General features: G+C 45.2%; 13 protein-coding genes. 8 read left to right on the top strand and 5 right to left on the bottom strand.

Translation table 11 applies throughout. The features are described 5' to 3' along the window. Window positions 1–55: 55 nt before the first annotated feature. Window positions 56–679 (bottom strand): PAQR family membrane homeostasis protein TrhA, encoded by a 624-nt coding sequence (trhA, locus tag BHC51_RS03785; protein WP_100153358.1) that lies wholly within the window; start codon window positions 677–679, stop codon window positions 56–58. Window positions 680–861: 182 nt separating this feature from the next. Between trhA and glyQ the strand changes: the two genes are divergently transcribed. The 6 genes from glyQ (at window position 862) to BHC51_RS03755 (ending at window position 6,672) form a co-directional block, all read left to right on the top strand. Beyond that, a complete protein-coding gene (glyQ, locus tag BHC51_RS03780) occupies window positions 862–1,779 on the top strand; it encodes a glycine--tRNA ligase subunit alpha (protein ID WP_100100679.1) in 918 nt (305 codons plus the stop codon). Window positions 1,780–1,801: 22 nt separating this feature from the next. Next, window positions 1,802–3,865 carry a glycine--tRNA ligase subunit beta gene (glyS, locus tag BHC51_RS03775; protein WP_100153357.1) on the top strand — a complete coding sequence of 688 codons (2,064 nt, stop codon included), beginning with the start codon at window positions 1,802–1,804 and terminating at the stop codon, window positions 3,863–3,865. Between the two features lie 45 nt (window positions 3,866–3,910). After that, window positions 3,911–4,360 (top strand): DUF7832 domain-containing protein, encoded by a 450-nt coding sequence (locus BHC51_RS03770; RefSeq protein ID WP_257381743.1) that lies wholly within the window; start codon window positions 3,911–3,913, stop codon window positions 4,358–4,360. An 8-nt stretch (window positions 4,361–4,368) separates the two neighbouring features. Further along, entirely contained in the window at window positions 4,369–4,944 is a 576-nt protein-coding gene (gene gmhB / locus BHC51_RS03765; RefSeq protein WP_100123808.1) for a D-glycero-beta-D-manno-heptose 1,7-bisphosphate 7-phosphatase, read from the top strand. Window positions 4,945–4,950: 6 nt separating this feature from the next. Next, window positions 4,951–5,712, top strand: a complete 762-nt coding sequence (locus BHC51_RS03760; RefSeq protein ID WP_100153356.1) for a lysophospholipid acyltransferase family protein — start codon at window positions 4,951–4,953, stop codon at window positions 5,710–5,712. Between the two features lie 261 nt (window positions 5,713–5,973). After that, the gene (locus tag BHC51_RS03755) at window positions 5,974–6,672 is read left to right on the top strand and encodes a M48 family metallopeptidase (protein ID WP_100153355.1); all 699 of its coding nucleotides are present in this window, start codon (window positions 5,974–5,976) and stop codon (window positions 6,670–6,672) included. Between the two features lie 156 nt (window positions 6,673–6,828). Here BHC51_RS03755 and mfd read toward each other — a convergent pair whose 3' ends face one another. From mfd to typA, 3 genes are all read right to left on the bottom strand, one after another. Beyond that, window positions 6,829–10,245 (bottom strand): transcription-repair coupling factor, encoded by a 3,417-nt coding sequence (gene mfd / locus BHC51_RS03750; protein WP_100153354.1) that lies wholly within the window; start codon window positions 10,243–10,245, stop codon window positions 6,829–6,831. 187 nt (window positions 10,246–10,432) lie between these two features. Next, on the bottom strand, window positions 10,433–10,921 hold the full coding sequence (locus tag BHC51_RS03745; protein ID WP_100153353.1) for a DUF456 domain-containing protein: 489 nt from the start codon (window positions 10,919–10,921) through the stop codon (window positions 10,433–10,435). Window positions 10,922–11,309: 388 nt separating this feature from the next. After that, window positions 11,310–13,124 (bottom strand): translational GTPase TypA, encoded by a 1,815-nt coding sequence (typA, locus tag BHC51_RS03740; protein ID WP_100123813.1) that lies wholly within the window; start codon window positions 13,122–13,124, stop codon window positions 11,310–11,312. A gap of 233 nt (window positions 13,125–13,357) precedes the next feature. Between typA and BHC51_RS03735 the strand changes: the two genes are divergently transcribed. Continuing rightward, the gene (locus tag BHC51_RS03735; protein ID WP_100100687.1) at window positions 13,358–13,627 is read left to right on the top strand and encodes a DUF1289 domain-containing protein; all 270 of its coding nucleotides are present in this window, start codon (window positions 13,358–13,360) and stop codon (window positions 13,625–13,627) included. 53 nt (window positions 13,628–13,680) lie between these two features. Then, window positions 13,681–14,565 carry a DMT family transporter gene (locus tag BHC51_RS03730; protein WP_100153352.1) on the top strand — a complete coding sequence of 295 codons (885 nt, stop codon included), beginning with the start codon at window positions 13,681–13,683 and terminating at the stop codon, window positions 14,563–14,565. Between the two features lie 43 nt (window positions 14,566–14,608). On the opposite strand, the gene prfA is transcribed toward BHC51_RS03730, so the two are convergent. Continuing rightward, complete coding sequence (gene prfA / locus BHC51_RS03725) at window positions 14,609–15,691, bottom strand: peptide chain release factor 1 (protein ID WP_100100689.1); 1,083 nt, start codon at window positions 15,689–15,691, stop codon at window positions 14,609–14,611. Between the last annotated feature and the right edge of the window lie 45 nt (window positions 15,692–15,736).

Genomic DNA, 15,736 nt, shown 5'->3' with positions numbered 1-15,736 from the left:
ATGATTCAATTAAGTGTGTACTTCAGTTGTATCTCTATATCTGTCTGTTGCAATGTCAAATATAGGCATAAACGCAGATAAATTGTGCCAAACTGCCAAGCATGACAAAAATATGCCAGATACCATGGCCATGGCGAATTTTTTCATCATTAATAAACCAGTAGATACCGATGCTGTATGCCAGTCCGCCAGTAGTCAGCCAAAACAGACCCGGTGAAGACATGCGCTGGGTCAGCGGATAGATAGCAATGACAATCAGCCAGCCCATCAACAGATAAAGAATCAGCGACAGGATACGAGTTTCACTTTTGCGTCCAATGGTCACTTCCTGAATAATACCAAATATTGCCAGTCCCCACGATACACCAAGTAATGACCAGCCCCAGCTACCGTTTAATGTAGTGAGGGTAAAAGGAGTATAGCTGCCGGCAATCAGCAGGTAAATGGCACAGTGGTCAAATTTTTGCAACACTGCCTTGGCACGGTGTGAATGGACGGAATGATACAGGGTTGATATACCATACAGAAGTATCAGGCTGGTACCATAAATGGCTGAACTTACAATACGGTACACATCACCATAATGTACAGATTTAATTAGGAGAAATATTGTACCCACGCAGGCAAGGATAAAGCCGGCAAGGTGAGAATATGCGTTGAAACGCTCGCCATGATACATTTTTTAAGAGAGGAAATCTGATAAATGAAACGGCTATCCTTTCACTGCCAGCCGGATGGTGCAAGTGTTTTTTGATTTTATTATTAGCACGAATGGTTATTTAGGAATGTGATGATGGCTGTTCAACTGCTGGCAAGCACAGTAAAATAGATAATTTTGCAGATTATCAGAAATTTCCCTTCATGCTGACTTTCCAAGAAATTATTTTTACTTTACAAAATTACTGGGCTCGACATGGCTGTGCGGTGTTGCAGCCTCTGGATATGGAGGTGGGAGCGGGCACTAGCCATCCGGCTACTTGTCTGCGCGCACTAGGGCCTGAACCGTGGTTTGCGGCCTATGTGCAGCCGTCGCGCCGACCTAAGGATGGTCGCTATGGTGAAAATCCGAATCGTTTGCAACATTATTACCAGTTTCAGGTGGCATTAAAGCCGTCACCGGATAATATTCAGGAGTTATATCTGGCCTCTTTGCAGGAGCTGGGTATTGATCCGTGTCAGCATGATATCCGCTTTGTTGAGGATGATTGGGAAAATCCTACTTTGGGTGCATGGGGGCTGGGCTGGGAGGTGTGGCTCAATGGCATGGAGGTTACACAATTTACCTATTTTCAGCAGGTAGGCGGTATGGACTGCTCGCCGGTTCTGGGTGAAATTACTTATGGTATTGAACGGCTGGCCATGTATTTACAAGGCGTTGAAAATGTTTACGATCTGGTCTGGACCAAAACCCAAGACGGACAGATTATCACCTATGGCGATGTATACCATCAGAATGAGGTAGAGCAATCTACTTATAATTTTGAGTTCAGTAATGCAGAATGGTTACTGGCACAGTTTAACCATTATGAAGCAGAAGCCAAACGCTTGCTGGCAGTAGAGAATGTCAGTCTGGCACTGCCTGCATATGAGCTGGTACTCAAGGCCGGACATACGTTTAATCTGCTGGATGCACGTGGCGCTATTTCTGTGACGGAGCGTGCCACTTATATTGGCCGTGTGCGTGCTTTAAGCCGTGCGGTTGCGCATAAATATGTGGAAAGCCGCGAGAAGCTCGGCTTCCCGTTATTGAAAAAAAATACTAACGGCCAGACAGCCTGAACCGAATGAAAGTAATACTTGCATGAATGCTCCTTTATTAATTGAACTGCGTACCGAAGAATTACCACCAAAAGCGCTGAATAATCTGGGCGAAAGTCTGGCAGCTGGTGTTGTTGAAGGATTGGAGAAAGCTCAACTCATCAGTGGCGAAGCTGATTATCAGGTATTTGCTGCGCCCAGACGTTTAGGTGTTCTGATACAGAATGTTAAACCGGTGCAGGCGGATCAGCGCATCGTGAAAAAAGGCCCGAGTGTGGCTGCCGGTATGAAAGATGGTGAACCTACCAAAGCCTTGCAGGGGTTTGCCCGCAGTAATCAGATAGAAATTAATCAGCTCAGCCAGATTGATGATGGCAAGCAAATGGTGTTTGCTTATGAATATACTCAGGCAGGCCAGCCTTTGAGTGCGCTGTTGAGTGATATTTTGAATGTGGCTATTAAAAAGCTGCCGATTCCTAAAGTCATGCACTGGGGGAGCAGTACCTATACCTTTGTCCGTCCGGTACATGGACTGGTTATGCTGCATGGTACAGAAACGGTTGCGGGCAGTGTGCTGGGTTTAAGCAGCCAGAACTGGACATTGGGTCACCGCTTTCTGAGCAAAGGTAAAATTACATTCAACCATGCAGCAGATTATGCGCAGCAGTTACTGGAGCAGGGTAAGGTTGTGGCTAGTTTTGCTGAGCGCCGTGCCCGCATTGAGCAGGACTTGAGCGAGGCGGAGCAGGCATTGCATGCGCAGGTGGCATATGCTGAGGGTTTGCTGGATGAAGTAACGGCTCTGGTTGAGTGGCCGGTAGTCCTGCAGGCAGGTTTTGATGAACGCTTTTTACAAGTGCCACAGGAATGCCTGATTTTAACCATGCAGCAGAATCAGAAATATTTCCCGCTGTTAAACAGTGAAGGCAAGCTGATCAACCGCTTTTTGCTGGTATCCAATTTACAAACTGATAATCCGGTTCATATTATTCATGGCAATGAACGTGTACTGCGTGCCCGTCTGGCTGACGCAGAATTCTTTTACCGTCAGGATCAGAAAATCTCTCTGGCTAGTCGTCTACTCGGTCTGCAAAATGTTGTGTACCACAATAAACTAGGTAGTCAGGCAGAAAGAGTGCAACGCGTCACCCAGTTGGCTAAAGCAATTGCGCCACTCTTAGGTGTTGATGTTAATAAAGCAGCTCGTACTGCTGAATTGGCTAAGGCAGATTTACTTACTGATATGGTAGGTGAATTCCCTGAATTGCAGGGCACGATGGGTAAATACTATGCACTGCATGATGGTGAAGACACAGATGTGGCTGTGGCAATTGAGCAACATTACTGGCCGCGTTTTGCCAATGATGCATTACCAGATACCTTACTTGGCACAGTAGTGGCTCTGGCAGACAAACTGGAAACTTTGCTGGGTATCTGGGGAATTGGGCTTATTCCAACCGGAGACAAAGATCCATATGCATTACGTCGCAGTGCGCTGGGTATTTTGCGGATGCTGATGCAGCATAATCTGGCACTAACGCCGCTATTACAAGCTGCTTTCGATACTTTCCCCGCTGGCAAACTGGCTGCGGATACGGTTAGTGAAGTAGCCGGATTTATGCAGGCGCGTTTGGCTATTCTGTTGCAAAATACTTATGCGCAGGATGTGGTTGCCGCAGTATTGGCGGGTAAAGTGGATAATCTGGGTGAGCTGGAAGCGAGATTGGCTGCTGTGACGCAGTTTAAGCAACTGGCTGAAGCTGCTGCATTAATAGCTGCCAACAAGCGTGTTCACAATTTACTGAGAAAAGTCGATTTTTCTGTCTTGCCTGTTATTACAACTGCGCTTTTACAGCAACAGGATGAGCTGAATCTGTATCAAGCAACTGAACAGGTTGCAATAAAAATTCAAACTGCCATGAAACAGCAGGATTTTGTTCAGGCATTAGCGGAATTGACTGGCATTAAGGAAAAGGTAGATACATTCTTTACTAATGTAATGGTAATGGATGAAAATGAAGCGATTAAGAATAATCGCTTGGCTTTATTACTGTTTTTGTCACACCAGATGAATGCAGTTGCCGACATCGCTTTGCTGAATGAGTAATATCTGTTTGTACAGCCCGTTCTTATAATGGATGAGAACCAAATCATGATATTTGATAATGTAGTATTTCATACAGAAGAAGATTATCCGCCAGCTCTGGCAATGGCTAATGCAGCTACGCACATGGGCTATTACTGGTCATGGATTGTGCGTCGGGGATTATATAATCCTCAATGGGACGAAGCGGCAGAAGAAGACATGTCTGCGGTAAAGGCGCAGGTAATGAGTGGAGCTGAATTCGTTCTGAATAATATGGCTGGTTGTTTGGAAGACAGTGATTTCAATGATGAAGGCCGTCGCTTTTCACTTTATTATTATGAAGATGAAGAGGATGGCTATGGCCGTTTTATGGAAGACTACGTGCATACTTTGAATACCCCAGCTCTGGAAAGCTTTTATCATGTGGAAATAAATGATGAAAATCAGGCTTTGCTTGATGGTGTATTTGATGGTGCTCTGATTCGGTGGCGTCAAAGTTTGAAACCTGCTCAGTAAGGATAATTATGGCATTGAGTGGAAAAGGCAAATTAATTATTCTTGATCGTGATGGCGTATTGAATGTAATGCAGCCGCAGCCAATCACCGACCCTGACCAATGGCATCCATTACCCGGCAGTATGGATGCTGTTGCCTTTTTAACTCAAAGCGGGTACACCGTAGTAGTAGCTGAGAATATGTCCGGAATTGGGCGCGATCAAGTGAGTATGCAGCAGCTTAATGAAGTACATGGCAAAATGCATACTCATATTCAGAAAGCCGGTGGCCGTTTGAGTGGAGTCTGGTTTTGTCCGCATACCAGTAATGCCAAGTGTGACTGTCGCAAACCTCAACCGGGCTTATTGCTGGACATTCTCGATCGTTTGCATATGAAGCCTGAAAATACATGGCTGGTAGGAGATGGTATTCGCGATATGCAGGCAATTGCAGCAATTGGTGGGCATCCGGTACTTGTTTTAACGGGAAAAGGTAAAGACACGTTGAAAATGGAAACCTTGCCGGAGGATACACAAGTGTATGACGATTTGCTGGATTTTGCCAAATTTTGTCGTGTACAGGCTGAAAAGGCAGCCGAGGAATAATCTAACATGTTGTTGTTACGTAATTTGATTTACTGGTTTTGTTTGTGTGTATTTTCGCTGGTATGGCTGGTAGTGGTAATTATTTCCATGCTCATTCCCAAAGGTGTTACATGGACAACTACTGCGTGGGCGAAAGTACTGTTTTGGATGCTGGAACACGTTATCGGCCTGAAGTATGAGGTAATTGGTAGGGAAAATATTCCATGTGAACCGGGTATCGTCTGCTGTAAACATCAATCTGGCTGGGAAACGCTGGCTATGCTTTCCTTTTTTCCTGATCTGGCCTTTGTTGCTAAACGTGAGCTTTTCCGTATTCCGATATTTGGCTGGGCACTGAAATGGCGTGGCACAATAGGTATTGATCGTAATAACCCTAAAGCTGCGAATGCTCAGATCATTAGTCAGGGAAAAATATGCCATCAAAAAGGTATGTGGATTTGTATTTTCCCGGAAGGTACACGGATTAAGCCCGGATACCGTGGGCATTATAAGAAAGGTGCAGCGAGGATGGCGCAGACGCTGCAAATAGATTTGGTGCCAGTGGCCTTGAATAGTGGCGAATTCTGGCCTAAAAATTCTTTTTTTAAATATCCGGGTAAAGTAACGGTGGTGATTGGTACTCCAGTTCATTATGCCGCTGCACAGACACCAGAAGAATTAATCCAGCTTTGTGAGCGGTGGATAGAAGACCAACAGGTAAAAATTCAGGGAGTCGGCCCGTTCGCACCGGTAAATCCACAAGTGCCTACACCGATAGTACAGCATTAGCAGCATGTGGTTCAGGTAATTATAAATCTGGTTGTATTAGCAGTCATGTATGATTGTTAAGCTTGAATATCTTTAATCAAATTGAAAACAACGTTTTATTCGTAAAATTTAGTCTGATGTTCAGATGTTAAATTGCTACTTCGACTGATTCGGGTCTGAGGTGGCTGTAGACAAGGTAGAATAAACGGGTTTGTGTATTTATGCAAAAATAGTAGCCTATAACAAGGTTATCCTTCATAGGATTTTGACAGATTAGTTGTTATGTCGGTGTTTATTCACACAACTACAGATGACTGTGCCATCAGGCTAAAGCTGCGCCGCACTGCGCGAAAAAATATTATTTTACGCGTAGCTTCGCATTGTCTACTGGACATTAATGCACCACCATTTGTATCCATGAAATCTTTACATCAATGGTTAAGGGCTAATGAGGCTTCTATCAAGCAGTTCTGGCAGCAGGCAGCAGAAATCTCAACAGCTTTACCTGCATATATCTGGTTTCGTGGTCAAACTTATTCTTATATGTCGGTGGCTGTGATTACTCGTGTGCATTGGCATGCGCGACAAAGTTTTTTATTACCGCTGTCAACTACACAATTACCGTATGTAGTTTTACGTGATTGGTTAAAGCAGTGTGCACAAACTGAATTATTATCGCGTTTGCAATATTGGGCACAGGTAATGCAATTGCGGCCGGCCGCAATGGCTTTAAGTCAGGCGCGTACTTTTTGGGGGGTATGTCGCCGGCGTACTGGTATTCGCTTAAACTGGCGATTGATTGGTGCACCTGCCTTTGTGGTGGATTATGTTTGCATTCATGAGTTATGTCATTTGCGTCATGCCAATCATGGTAAGGCATTCTGGGCGATGGTGGCCGAATATACGGCCGAAACCGTTAGTGCTCGATTATGGTTAAAAAAGCATGGTACAGAGCTGTTTACACTAGATAATGTGAGCTGAAATAAGATATGGCTAATATTTATTAAGATACAAATCTGGTTAGGTAATAGTAATCAGTGGTAATTCAGTCTAAACTGAATTACCACTGATTTTATGATGAAATCATGGCTGATTTTATTCTCTGTTTGAGATGAACTATTGTTATCACAATTATATTTAGGCTTGGCTAGCATCAACAGCAAGCTGTTTCATAATATTTTTAATTATCTGTACGCGTTGCAATATATCTTCAATGGCAATATTAACTCTGAGTTTATCGGCGCCCACGAGACGGTAATTTTTGTCATTTTGCATGATAGCTACAATCGTAGCCGGATTGATGCTGTGATGCTTACCAAAGGTAAATGTTATGGCTTCGCTGCTGGCATCAATCGTATCGATACCCAGATGAGCAGCATCGATGCGCAGGCGGTGGCTGGCAATCAGAGTAGAAACCGCAGGTTCGGGCAGGCCGAAGCGATCGATGAGCTCTTCATGTATCTGGTCTATCTCAGCTTCAGTTTCACAGCTGGCCAGACGTTTATAGAGCACCAGACGAGCATGAATATCGGGACAGTAACTTTCAGGTAGCAAAGCAGGACTATGTAGTTTGATGTCACTGGTAATGCCCAGTGGAGCGTCCAGATCAGGTTCGCGGCCTTTTTTCAGGTTACGTACAGCCTGTTTCAGCATCTCAGTATAGAGGGTAAAACCTACCTGAATCATTTCGCCAGACTGTCCTTCGCCCAGAATTTCACCAGCCCCCCGGATTTCCAGATCCTGCATTGCCAATGTAAAGCCGGCACCCAAATCATCTGCCATCTCAATTGCTTCCAGACGTTTCTGCGCATCTTTGGTCATCGCTTCAGGTACCAGTAAGTAAGCATAGGCCTGATGGTGAGATCTGCCTACGCGACCGCGCAGCTGGTGTAGCTGAGCAAGGCCGAATTTGTCTGCTCGTTCAATGATAATGGTATTAGCATTAGGAATGTCAATTCCGGTTTCGATAATGGTTGAGCACAGTAAAATGTTATAACGCTGCTGGAGAAAATCACGCATTACTTGTTCAAGCTCACGTTCACGTAACTGGCCGTGGGCAATACCTATACGAGCTTCAGGCAACAAGGTACTTAGTTTCTCATAGGCATTGGCTATGGTATCCACCTCGTTATGCAGAAAAAATACTTGGCCGCCACGTTTCAGTTCACGCATTACAGCTTCGCGTATCAAACCATCACTGAAAGGGCGAACAAAAGTTTTCACTGCCAGACGGCGGCTCGGTGCTGTGGTAATGAGTGAGAAATCACGCAGGCCTTCCAGTGCCATGCTTAAGGTACGCGGAATGGGTGTGGCGGTGAGCGTAAGCACATCGACATTGGCACGCAGACGTTTCAGTTGTTCTTTCTGTCGTACCCCGAAGCGGTGTTCTTCGTCTATGATAACCAGTCCCAGATTTTTGAAATGTACGTCTGGTTGTACCAGTTTGTGTGTGCCAATTACAATATCTACTGTGCCATCAGCCAGACCGGCCAATGTAGCCTGTGTCTGTTTGCTGGTATTGAAACGGGACAGCTGTGCCACTTTGATGGGAAAGTCGGCAAAGCGGTCGGCAAAATTCTGTGCATGTTGTTCCACCAGCAGTGTTGTCGGCGCGAGAACCACTACCTGTTTACCAGCCATGGCAGCAACAAAAGCCGCACGTAAGGCCACTTCGGTTTTGCCAAAACCAACATCACCGCAAATCAGCCGATCCATCGGTTTTTCTGCACATAAATCCTTAATAGTAGCAGCAATTGCAGCAGCCTGATCTTCGGTTTCTTCATAGCCAAAGCCATTGGCGAAAGCCTGATAATCGATTTCATTCAAGCTAAAACGGTGTCCTTGCTGAGCCTCGCGCTGGGCATACAGGTTCAACAGTTCTGCTGCAGTATCGCGGGCTTTTTCAGCCGCTTTATGACGCGCTTTATCCCATGCACCATGGCCAAGTTTGTGCAGACTGACATTTTCATGAGCACTGCCTGCATAACGTGATATTAATTGTAGTTGACCAACAGGCACATATAGCTGTGAACCCTCAGCATACTCCAGTAACATCATTTCACTGGCGCCTTCACCCAAATCCAGTGTAACCAATCCCAGATACCGGCCGATGCCATGCTGTTCGTGAACCACTGGATCGCCAATTTTGATTTCAGCTAAATCACGCAGCATGCCATCGGAAACGGCACTATGTTTGCGCCGTGTACGGCGGCCGCGTACAACATACTGGTATAAGTCGGCTTCAGTAATGATGGCCAGATGTTGCTCTGGCAGTAAACAGCCATAACTTAAAGGAGCAATTGTCAGACACAGGCGGCTGGTGCTGTCAAGAAAATCCTGCCAGCCGTTAACAACGTTCGGCTGTAAATTGTATTCGCGCATGAAATTCAACATGGTTTCACGTCGACCGAGACTCTCGGCACAAATCAATATCCGACAAGAGCATTGTTGCAGGAAAGCTTTCAGTGTATGCAGCGGGTCATCTGCTTGACGGTCAACAGCGACATTGGGCAGGGCATAAATATTGTCTTCGCTTAATTCAGGTACCAGACGCGCGTAAGGTTTAATACGTGCACCCAATTGATCTTCACTCAGATACAAATAGTTGGGTGCTAGCGGTGGATAGGCTGGATCGCCCTGTGCCAAAGCATACCGCTGTTTGACATCCTGCCAGATATGGGCGGCTTCATTATGAATATCGCCTAAACAAACCAGAATTGCGTCTTCATTTATATAGTCGAAAATGCTGACACATTCTTCTTCAAAGAATAAAGGTAGATAGTATTCAACACCAGCACCGAAGTGGCCTTCAGATACTGCTGCATAAACAGTGGCCTTACGTGCATCACTATTGATTTCTTCACGAAAGCGGCTGCGAAAGATTTTTTGTGCATCGCTGTCTGTGGGAAATTCGTGAGCTGGTAGCAGGCGGATTTCGTCTACACTTGTTAATGTGCGCTGGCTGTCTGCATCGAAGGTTTTAATGGTATCAATTTCGTTGTCAAATAAGTCCAGACGAAACGGTGTATCGCTGCCCATTGGAAAAATATCGAGAATACCACCACGAGTAGCGAATTCACCTGTTGCTACAACATGGGTAACATGATTGTATCCGGCTTCAATTAGGCTGTGCTTAAGTGCATCCAGATCTAATTCCTGTCCGACTTTCAGCCAGAAAGTGCGGCCGAGAAGAAATGAAGGCGGTGCGATTTTTTGCATGGCCGTGGCCAAAGGCAGGAGTAAAACGTCAACCAGTCCGTTTTTTAGTTGCCATAATGTACCAAGACGCTCGGACACCAGTTCCTGATGGGGGGAAAAATGTTCGTATGGTAAAGTTTCCCAGTCTGGAAAAAAAACTACCCGCGCTTCAGGGTCAAAAAACTGCCAGGCAGACTGAATGCGTATTGCCTGCTCAGTGTCGGCAGTGAGGATGATTTTGAGTTTTTTTTCGGGTAAATGTTTACTGAGCAGTAAGGGCAAACTGCCAGCATTTAAATTTGGCCAGAACATAGTCTGTTTGGCTTTGGGCAATGCAAAAGAGGCAACAGCGGGCATAATTTAAGTTTTACACGTAATAATTAATTCGATTACCAATACTTATGGGCAAGCTATGATAAGACAAGCCTGTATTAACAGGCAATTAAATCCAAATAATTCTAAATAGGTGTAGAAAATCGGGAAAATGGCTACAGTACTTGTTCAAATACTGTAGCCATACTGTTTTGCGGTGAAATTTATTAAATTAACAAAATGAATACAAATACATAACTGCAATTGTTATCAAGATAGCGAATGCACAGCCAATTTTGGCTACTACGCCCAGAACCAAACCAATAACAGTAGCAAATCCTACTCTGCCGGCGGCCACTAAATTACGTCTGGCGATAAATTCACCTGCTGCCGCGCCCAGTAAAGGTCCAAGTACCATGCCGGGGAGAGCAAAAAACATGCCAATTACAGCACCGATAAATGATCCCCAGATGGCTTTTCTGCTCGCACCGCTATGTTTAGCACCAAGCATGCCTGCCATGTAATCCATAGCACAGCCCAGTATGGTCAGAATACCCAGAGTAATCAATGTAGGCGCACCCATAATCTGGTAATTGCTGCTTAACGCTAATAACCAAGCCCCACCGAACATCAAGGGCAATCCGGGCAAGGCAGGCACAACTGTGCCTAACAGACCGATAAGCAATAAAACAATAGCCAGTATCACCAATACTGCGGTCATGGCAAATTAATCCTCGTGAAATCAAATCAAAATTAACGGGTATGGAAATGGGGGATACTTTTGTTACAAACAAGAGTAATTTTTGTTGTAAAAATAAAAAGTATGTAATCTAGGACTTGGCAATCGGTAATTCTAACAGTTTGAAATCGTGATTGTATATGAGTACCGGATTTCGGTGCTAAAAGATTGTCTGAAATGATTTAAGATGCAATGGAATATGTGAATCTGCTTAAGCTGTTTGTTTGGCAAAATGTACTCTAGCCAGATGAGCGGGATTTTACGAGTTGCTAGATAATTAGAAGACAAAAAGATTGTTTACCAGTGTATTTATATTAATTCAAAAACAGGCAGCTTGTAAAAACTGCCTGTTTTGGATAAATAACCGGAATTAATCCAGTTTTTTGAAATGTTTGCGCCGTTCCTGTTCGCTTAGGTAGCGCTTACGCAGACGGATGGTTTGTGGGGTGATTTCCACCAGTTCATCATCATCAATGAACTCGACCGCTGCTTCTAGAGACATTAATACTGGTGGAGTCAGGCGTACTGCTTCGTCTGTACCAGAGGCACGAACATTAGTCAGTTTTTTACCTTTTAGCGGGTTGACTACCAGATCGTTGTCACGGCTGTGAATACCGATAATCATGCCTTCATAAATTTTCTCGCCCGGGTTGATGAACATACGACCACGATCTTCCAGATTCCATAAAGCATAAGCCACAGCATCACCTTGTTCCTGCGATACCAGCACACCATTGCGGCGGCCGGGTATTTCCGCTTTTACTGGTGCGTAGTTGTCAAATACATGGCTCATCAAGCCTTGACCACGAGTCATGGTCATGAATTCACCCTGAAAACCAATCAGGCCACGTGCAGGAATACGATATTCCAAACGGGTGCGTCCTTTGCCATCACTTTCCATATTGGTCAGTTCACCACGGCGGCGACCCAGTTCTTCCATTACCGCACCCTGCGTGTTGTCTTCCACATCAACGGTCAGATTTTCATAGGGTTCGCATTTGACGCCGTCAATTTCACGGAAAACCACACGAGGTTTACCAACTGCCAGCTCATAACCCTCACGACGCATATTTTCAATCAAAATGGTTAGATGCAGTTCACCACGGCCGGAAACGCGGAAAACATCGGCATCGGCGGTGTCTTCAACCCGCAAAGCCACGTTGGTAAGCAATTCTTTTTGTAAACGCTCACGAATCTGGCGGCTGGTAACAAATTTACCTTCGGTGCCAGCCAGCGGGCTGGTGTTAACCATGAAGTCCATGGTAAGAGTAGGTTCGTCCACGCTGAGCATAGGCAAGCCCTGAGGCTGTTCACGGTCGGCAATAGTTACGCCGATACCGATATCCTCCAAACCAGAAATAGTCACAATATCGCCGGCTTCAGCTTCTTGCAAGGGAATACGTTCCAGCCCTTTGAAACCAAGTAGCTGGTTAATGCGTCCCTGACCAATTTGCTGATCTTCATTCATGATAGCCACAACCTGACCGGGTTTAATACGTCCGTTCAGAATACGACCAATACCCAAACGACCGGTGTAGTTATCATAATCAAGTTGGGAAATCTGCAATTGCAGGGGTTTGTCTGCATCACCTAATGGCTCAGGAGTGTATTTTAATATGGTTTCAAACAGAGGACGCATATCGCTGGATTCGTCTTCTTCATTCAGCTTGGCAAAGCCAGACAGGCCAGAAGCGTATACAATGGGGAAGTCGAGCTGTTCATCGGTAGCACCCAGTTTGTCAAACAGTTCAAAAGTCTGGTCGATAACCCAGCTTGGGCGGGCGCTTGGTTTATCAATTTTGTTGATAACCACGATAGGTTTTAGCCCCAGAGCCAGTGCTTTTTTGGTCACAAAACGGGTTTGTGGCATTGGGCCTTCCTGAGCGTCCACCAAGAGTAATACACAGTCAACCATACCCAGTACGCGTTCTACTTCGCCGCCAAAATCAGCATGTCCCGGGGTGTCAACGATATTAATGTGAAAGCCTTCATATTCGATGGCAGTATTTTTGGCCAGAATGGTAATGCCACGCTCTTTTTCCAGATCGTTGCTGTCCATTACCCGTTCGTCTACTTGCTGATTGGCACGGAAAGTACCTGACTGACGCAATAACTGGTCTACCAATGTGGTTTTGCCGTGGTCGACGTGTGCGATAATGGCAATATTACGAATTTTTTTACTCATGGGAGTGTGTAACCTAGTTGTATTTGCTATTTAGATGGTAAATTAACCTTGAATTATAACATTTACTCTGCTTTTCGTGGAATTTTTAGTGAAATCAGGCTTATCTGACTGTGTTAAAGTGTCTGATCTATGGCCGAGTATGCACCATCGCGAGTGCTTGCATTATTAGCTAACCTAACTATCAGGTGCTGGCTGCTATTGCAGCCCTGTCATTGTCTACAGGAGTCTGAACGATGGAACAGTTAGAATTTTTTGTTATTCCAAGTCCCTGTCGTGGAGTATGTGAGAGTAATCAGAAGGGTTATTGCAAGGGCTGTCTGCGTAGCAGGAGTGAACGTTTGTGTTGGCTGCGCCTGTCTGATACGCAGAAGCAGCATGTACTGCGTTTATGTCGCTTGCGCCGGCGCAAGCTTGAGCAGTTAATGTGGCTGGCGCAGAAGGCAGGCAAAGGCGGGGACGAGCTGATGGAGCAATTATCGATGCAGGCGGATTTTGATTTTTAAATTCCTGAATCAATATCTAATCAGTCTGTAAATTTTGTTTGAGGGGAGGAGAAATGCATTTTTTAATTATTAGTATCTTGTGTAGTGTGTCGGTATCGGTATTATTGAAACTGGCGCGCCAAAAAGGGGTTGATATTGCTCAGGCTGTAGCAGTTAGTTATCCGGTGGCTGCTTTATGCTGTTGGTTTTTCTTGCATCCGGATTTCGCTAACTGGAATACCTACATCAGTCACTGGATTATTTTTCTGGCATTAGGTATTGGTTTACCACTGGGTTTTATTGTGTTGGGGCGGGCTATTGAGCTGGCTGGGATGGTTAAAACCGATGCGGCACAGCGCTTATCGCTGTTTTTGCCTATTGTGGCGGCATTTATGTTTTTTGGTGAAAGCCTGAGTACCAACAAGATTATTGGTATTGCGCTGGCTCTGCTGGCTTTGCTGACTTTACTTTATCGGCAGAATCCGGCCAAAAGTAAGGGGCAGGGTGGTTTTTTCAGTACTGCTGGCTGTTTGTTCGGAGTATGGCTCTGTTATGGAATAACTGACATTCTGTTTAAGCAGATGTCTAAAAGTGGCACAGCCTTTGCACCAACTTTACAGGTGGCATTTATTCTGGCTGCTATTCTGATTACAGGTTATCTGTTTTTACGCAGAACGGTTTGGAATGCTGCCAGTATTCTGGCCGGTTTGTTATTGGGCTGTCTGAACTTTGCCAATATTTTGTTTTATATCCGTGCCCATCAGCAGTTTCAGCAGGATCCTTCATTGGTATTTGCCGGCATGAATCTGGGGGTGATTACACTAGCCACCATCATTGGTGCTTTTGTATTTAAAGAAAAAATTAATGGTTTAAATGCTGCCGGAATTGTACTTGCTATTGCTGCAATCTGGTTTTTATTCTATGGCAGCAGGCTTAATTCATGGCTGCCGGGGATGTAAACTCAAAAGCTGTTCTGGTATTCAGAACAGCTTTTTTAATGACTTAGCTGGCATTGCTCAGCAGGGCCAGCTGCTGAGCCTGATGCTCGGCAATCAGTGCCTGCGTCAGTTCACCCAAATCTCCGTCCATAATAAAGTCTAGTTTGTGTAAGGTGAGATTTATGCGATGATCGGTCACCCTGCCTTGGGGATAATTATAAGTACGAATACGTTCACTGCGGTCGCCACTGCCAATCAGGCTTTTGCGCTCCGCTGCTTCCTTGGCTTGTGCTGCATGTTTCTGCTGCTCATACAGACGGGAAGCGAGAACACGCATCGCCTGTGCTTTATTAGCATGCTGCGACCGGCCATCCTGACACTCCACCACCATTCCGGTAGGCAAATGAGTAATGCGTACAGCTGAATCGGTTTTATTAATATGCTGGCCGCCAGCACCGGAAGCACGGAAGGTATCAATACGTAAATCGTTAGGATTCAATTGTACTTCGGCTACTTCATCAGCCTCAGGCATGATGGCTACAGTGCAGGCAGAGGTATGAATTCTGCCCTGACTTTCAGTGGTAGGTACGCGTTGCACCCGATGTCCACCGGACTCGAATTTGAGCTGGCTGTAAACATTCATACCGGCAATGCGAGCAATTACTTCTTTATAGCCACCCAGATCGCTTTCACTGGCGGATACAATTTCTACTTGCCAGCCCATGCGCTCAGCAAATCGGGTATACATACGCAGCAAATCACCGGCAAACAAGGCTGCTTCATCACCACCGGTGCCAGCACGGATTTCAATAAAAATATTTTTATCGTCATCTTCATCTTTTGGTAGCAGCAGTTTTTGCAATTCACTATCTAGTTGCGTAATCTGGCTGCGTGCGTTATTGATTTCTTCTGCTGCAAATTCTTTTAATTCTGGATCTGCAAGCATTTCTTCTGCTGCGGCAAGATCGGTTTCTGCTTGTGTATACAGGCGGTAGGTTTCTACCACCGGGGTAAGTTCAGCATGTTCGCGAGTCAGGCGACGATATTCGTCAATATTATTAGTGACGTCAGGAGAAGCCAGCAAAGCGGTTACTTCCTCCAGACGCTCCGTCAGATGCTGTAACTTGTCTATCAATGAAGGTTTCATCTGGTATTCCGTATTAAATTAAGCTATTAGTTAATCAAAGCTGTA

The sequence above is a fragment of the Snodgrassella alvi genome (assembly GCF_002777745.1).
GTDB lineage: Bacteria > Pseudomonadota > Gammaproteobacteria > Burkholderiales > Neisseriaceae > Snodgrassella > Snodgrassella alvi_D.
This window is presented reverse-complemented; position numbering and strand designations above follow the sequence as displayed.

Excerpts from the sequence above, each read along its gene's own strand:
- trhA (WP_100153358.1), bottom strand. The coding sequence starts at position 679 with ATGTATCATGGCGAGCGTTTCAACGCATATTCTCACCTTGCCGGCTTT.
- glyQ (WP_100100679.1), top strand. The coding sequence starts at position 862 with ATGCTGACTTTCCAAGAAATTATTTTTACTTTACAAAATTACTGGGCT.
- glyS (WP_100153357.1), top strand. The coding sequence starts at position 1,802 with ATGAATGCTCCTTTATTAATTGAACTGCGTACCGAAGAATTACCACCA.
- BHC51_RS03770 (WP_257381743.1), top strand. The coding sequence starts at position 3,911 with ATGATATTTGATAATGTAGTATTTCATACAGAAGAAGATTATCCGCCA.
- gmhB (WP_100123808.1), top strand. The coding sequence starts at position 4,369 with ATGGCATTGAGTGGAAAAGGCAAATTAATTATTCTTGATCGTGATGGC.
- BHC51_RS03760 (WP_100153356.1), top strand. The coding sequence starts at position 4,951 with ATGTTGTTGTTACGTAATTTGATTTACTGGTTTTGTTTGTGTGTATTT.
- BHC51_RS03755 (WP_100153355.1), top strand. The coding sequence starts at position 5,974 with ATGTCGGTGTTTATTCACACAACTACAGATGACTGTGCCATCAGGCTA.
- mfd (WP_100153354.1), bottom strand. The coding sequence starts at position 10,245 with ATGCCCGCTGTTGCCTCTTTTGCATTGCCCAAAGCCAAACAGACTATG.
- BHC51_RS03745 (WP_100153353.1), bottom strand. The coding sequence starts at position 10,921 with ATGACCGCAGTATTGGTGATACTGGCTATTGTTTTATTGCTTATCGGT.
- typA (WP_100123813.1), bottom strand. The coding sequence starts at position 13,124 with ATGAGTAAAAAAATTCGTAATATTGCCATTATCGCACACGTCGACCAC.
- BHC51_RS03735 (WP_100100687.1), top strand. The coding sequence starts at position 13,358 with ATGGAACAGTTAGAATTTTTTGTTATTCCAAGTCCCTGTCGTGGAGTA.
- BHC51_RS03730 (WP_100153352.1), top strand. The coding sequence starts at position 13,681 with ATGCATTTTTTAATTATTAGTATCTTGTGTAGTGTGTCGGTATCGGTA.
- prfA (WP_100100689.1), bottom strand. The coding sequence starts at position 15,691 with ATGAAACCTTCATTGATAGACAAGTTACAGCATCTGACGGAGCGTCTG.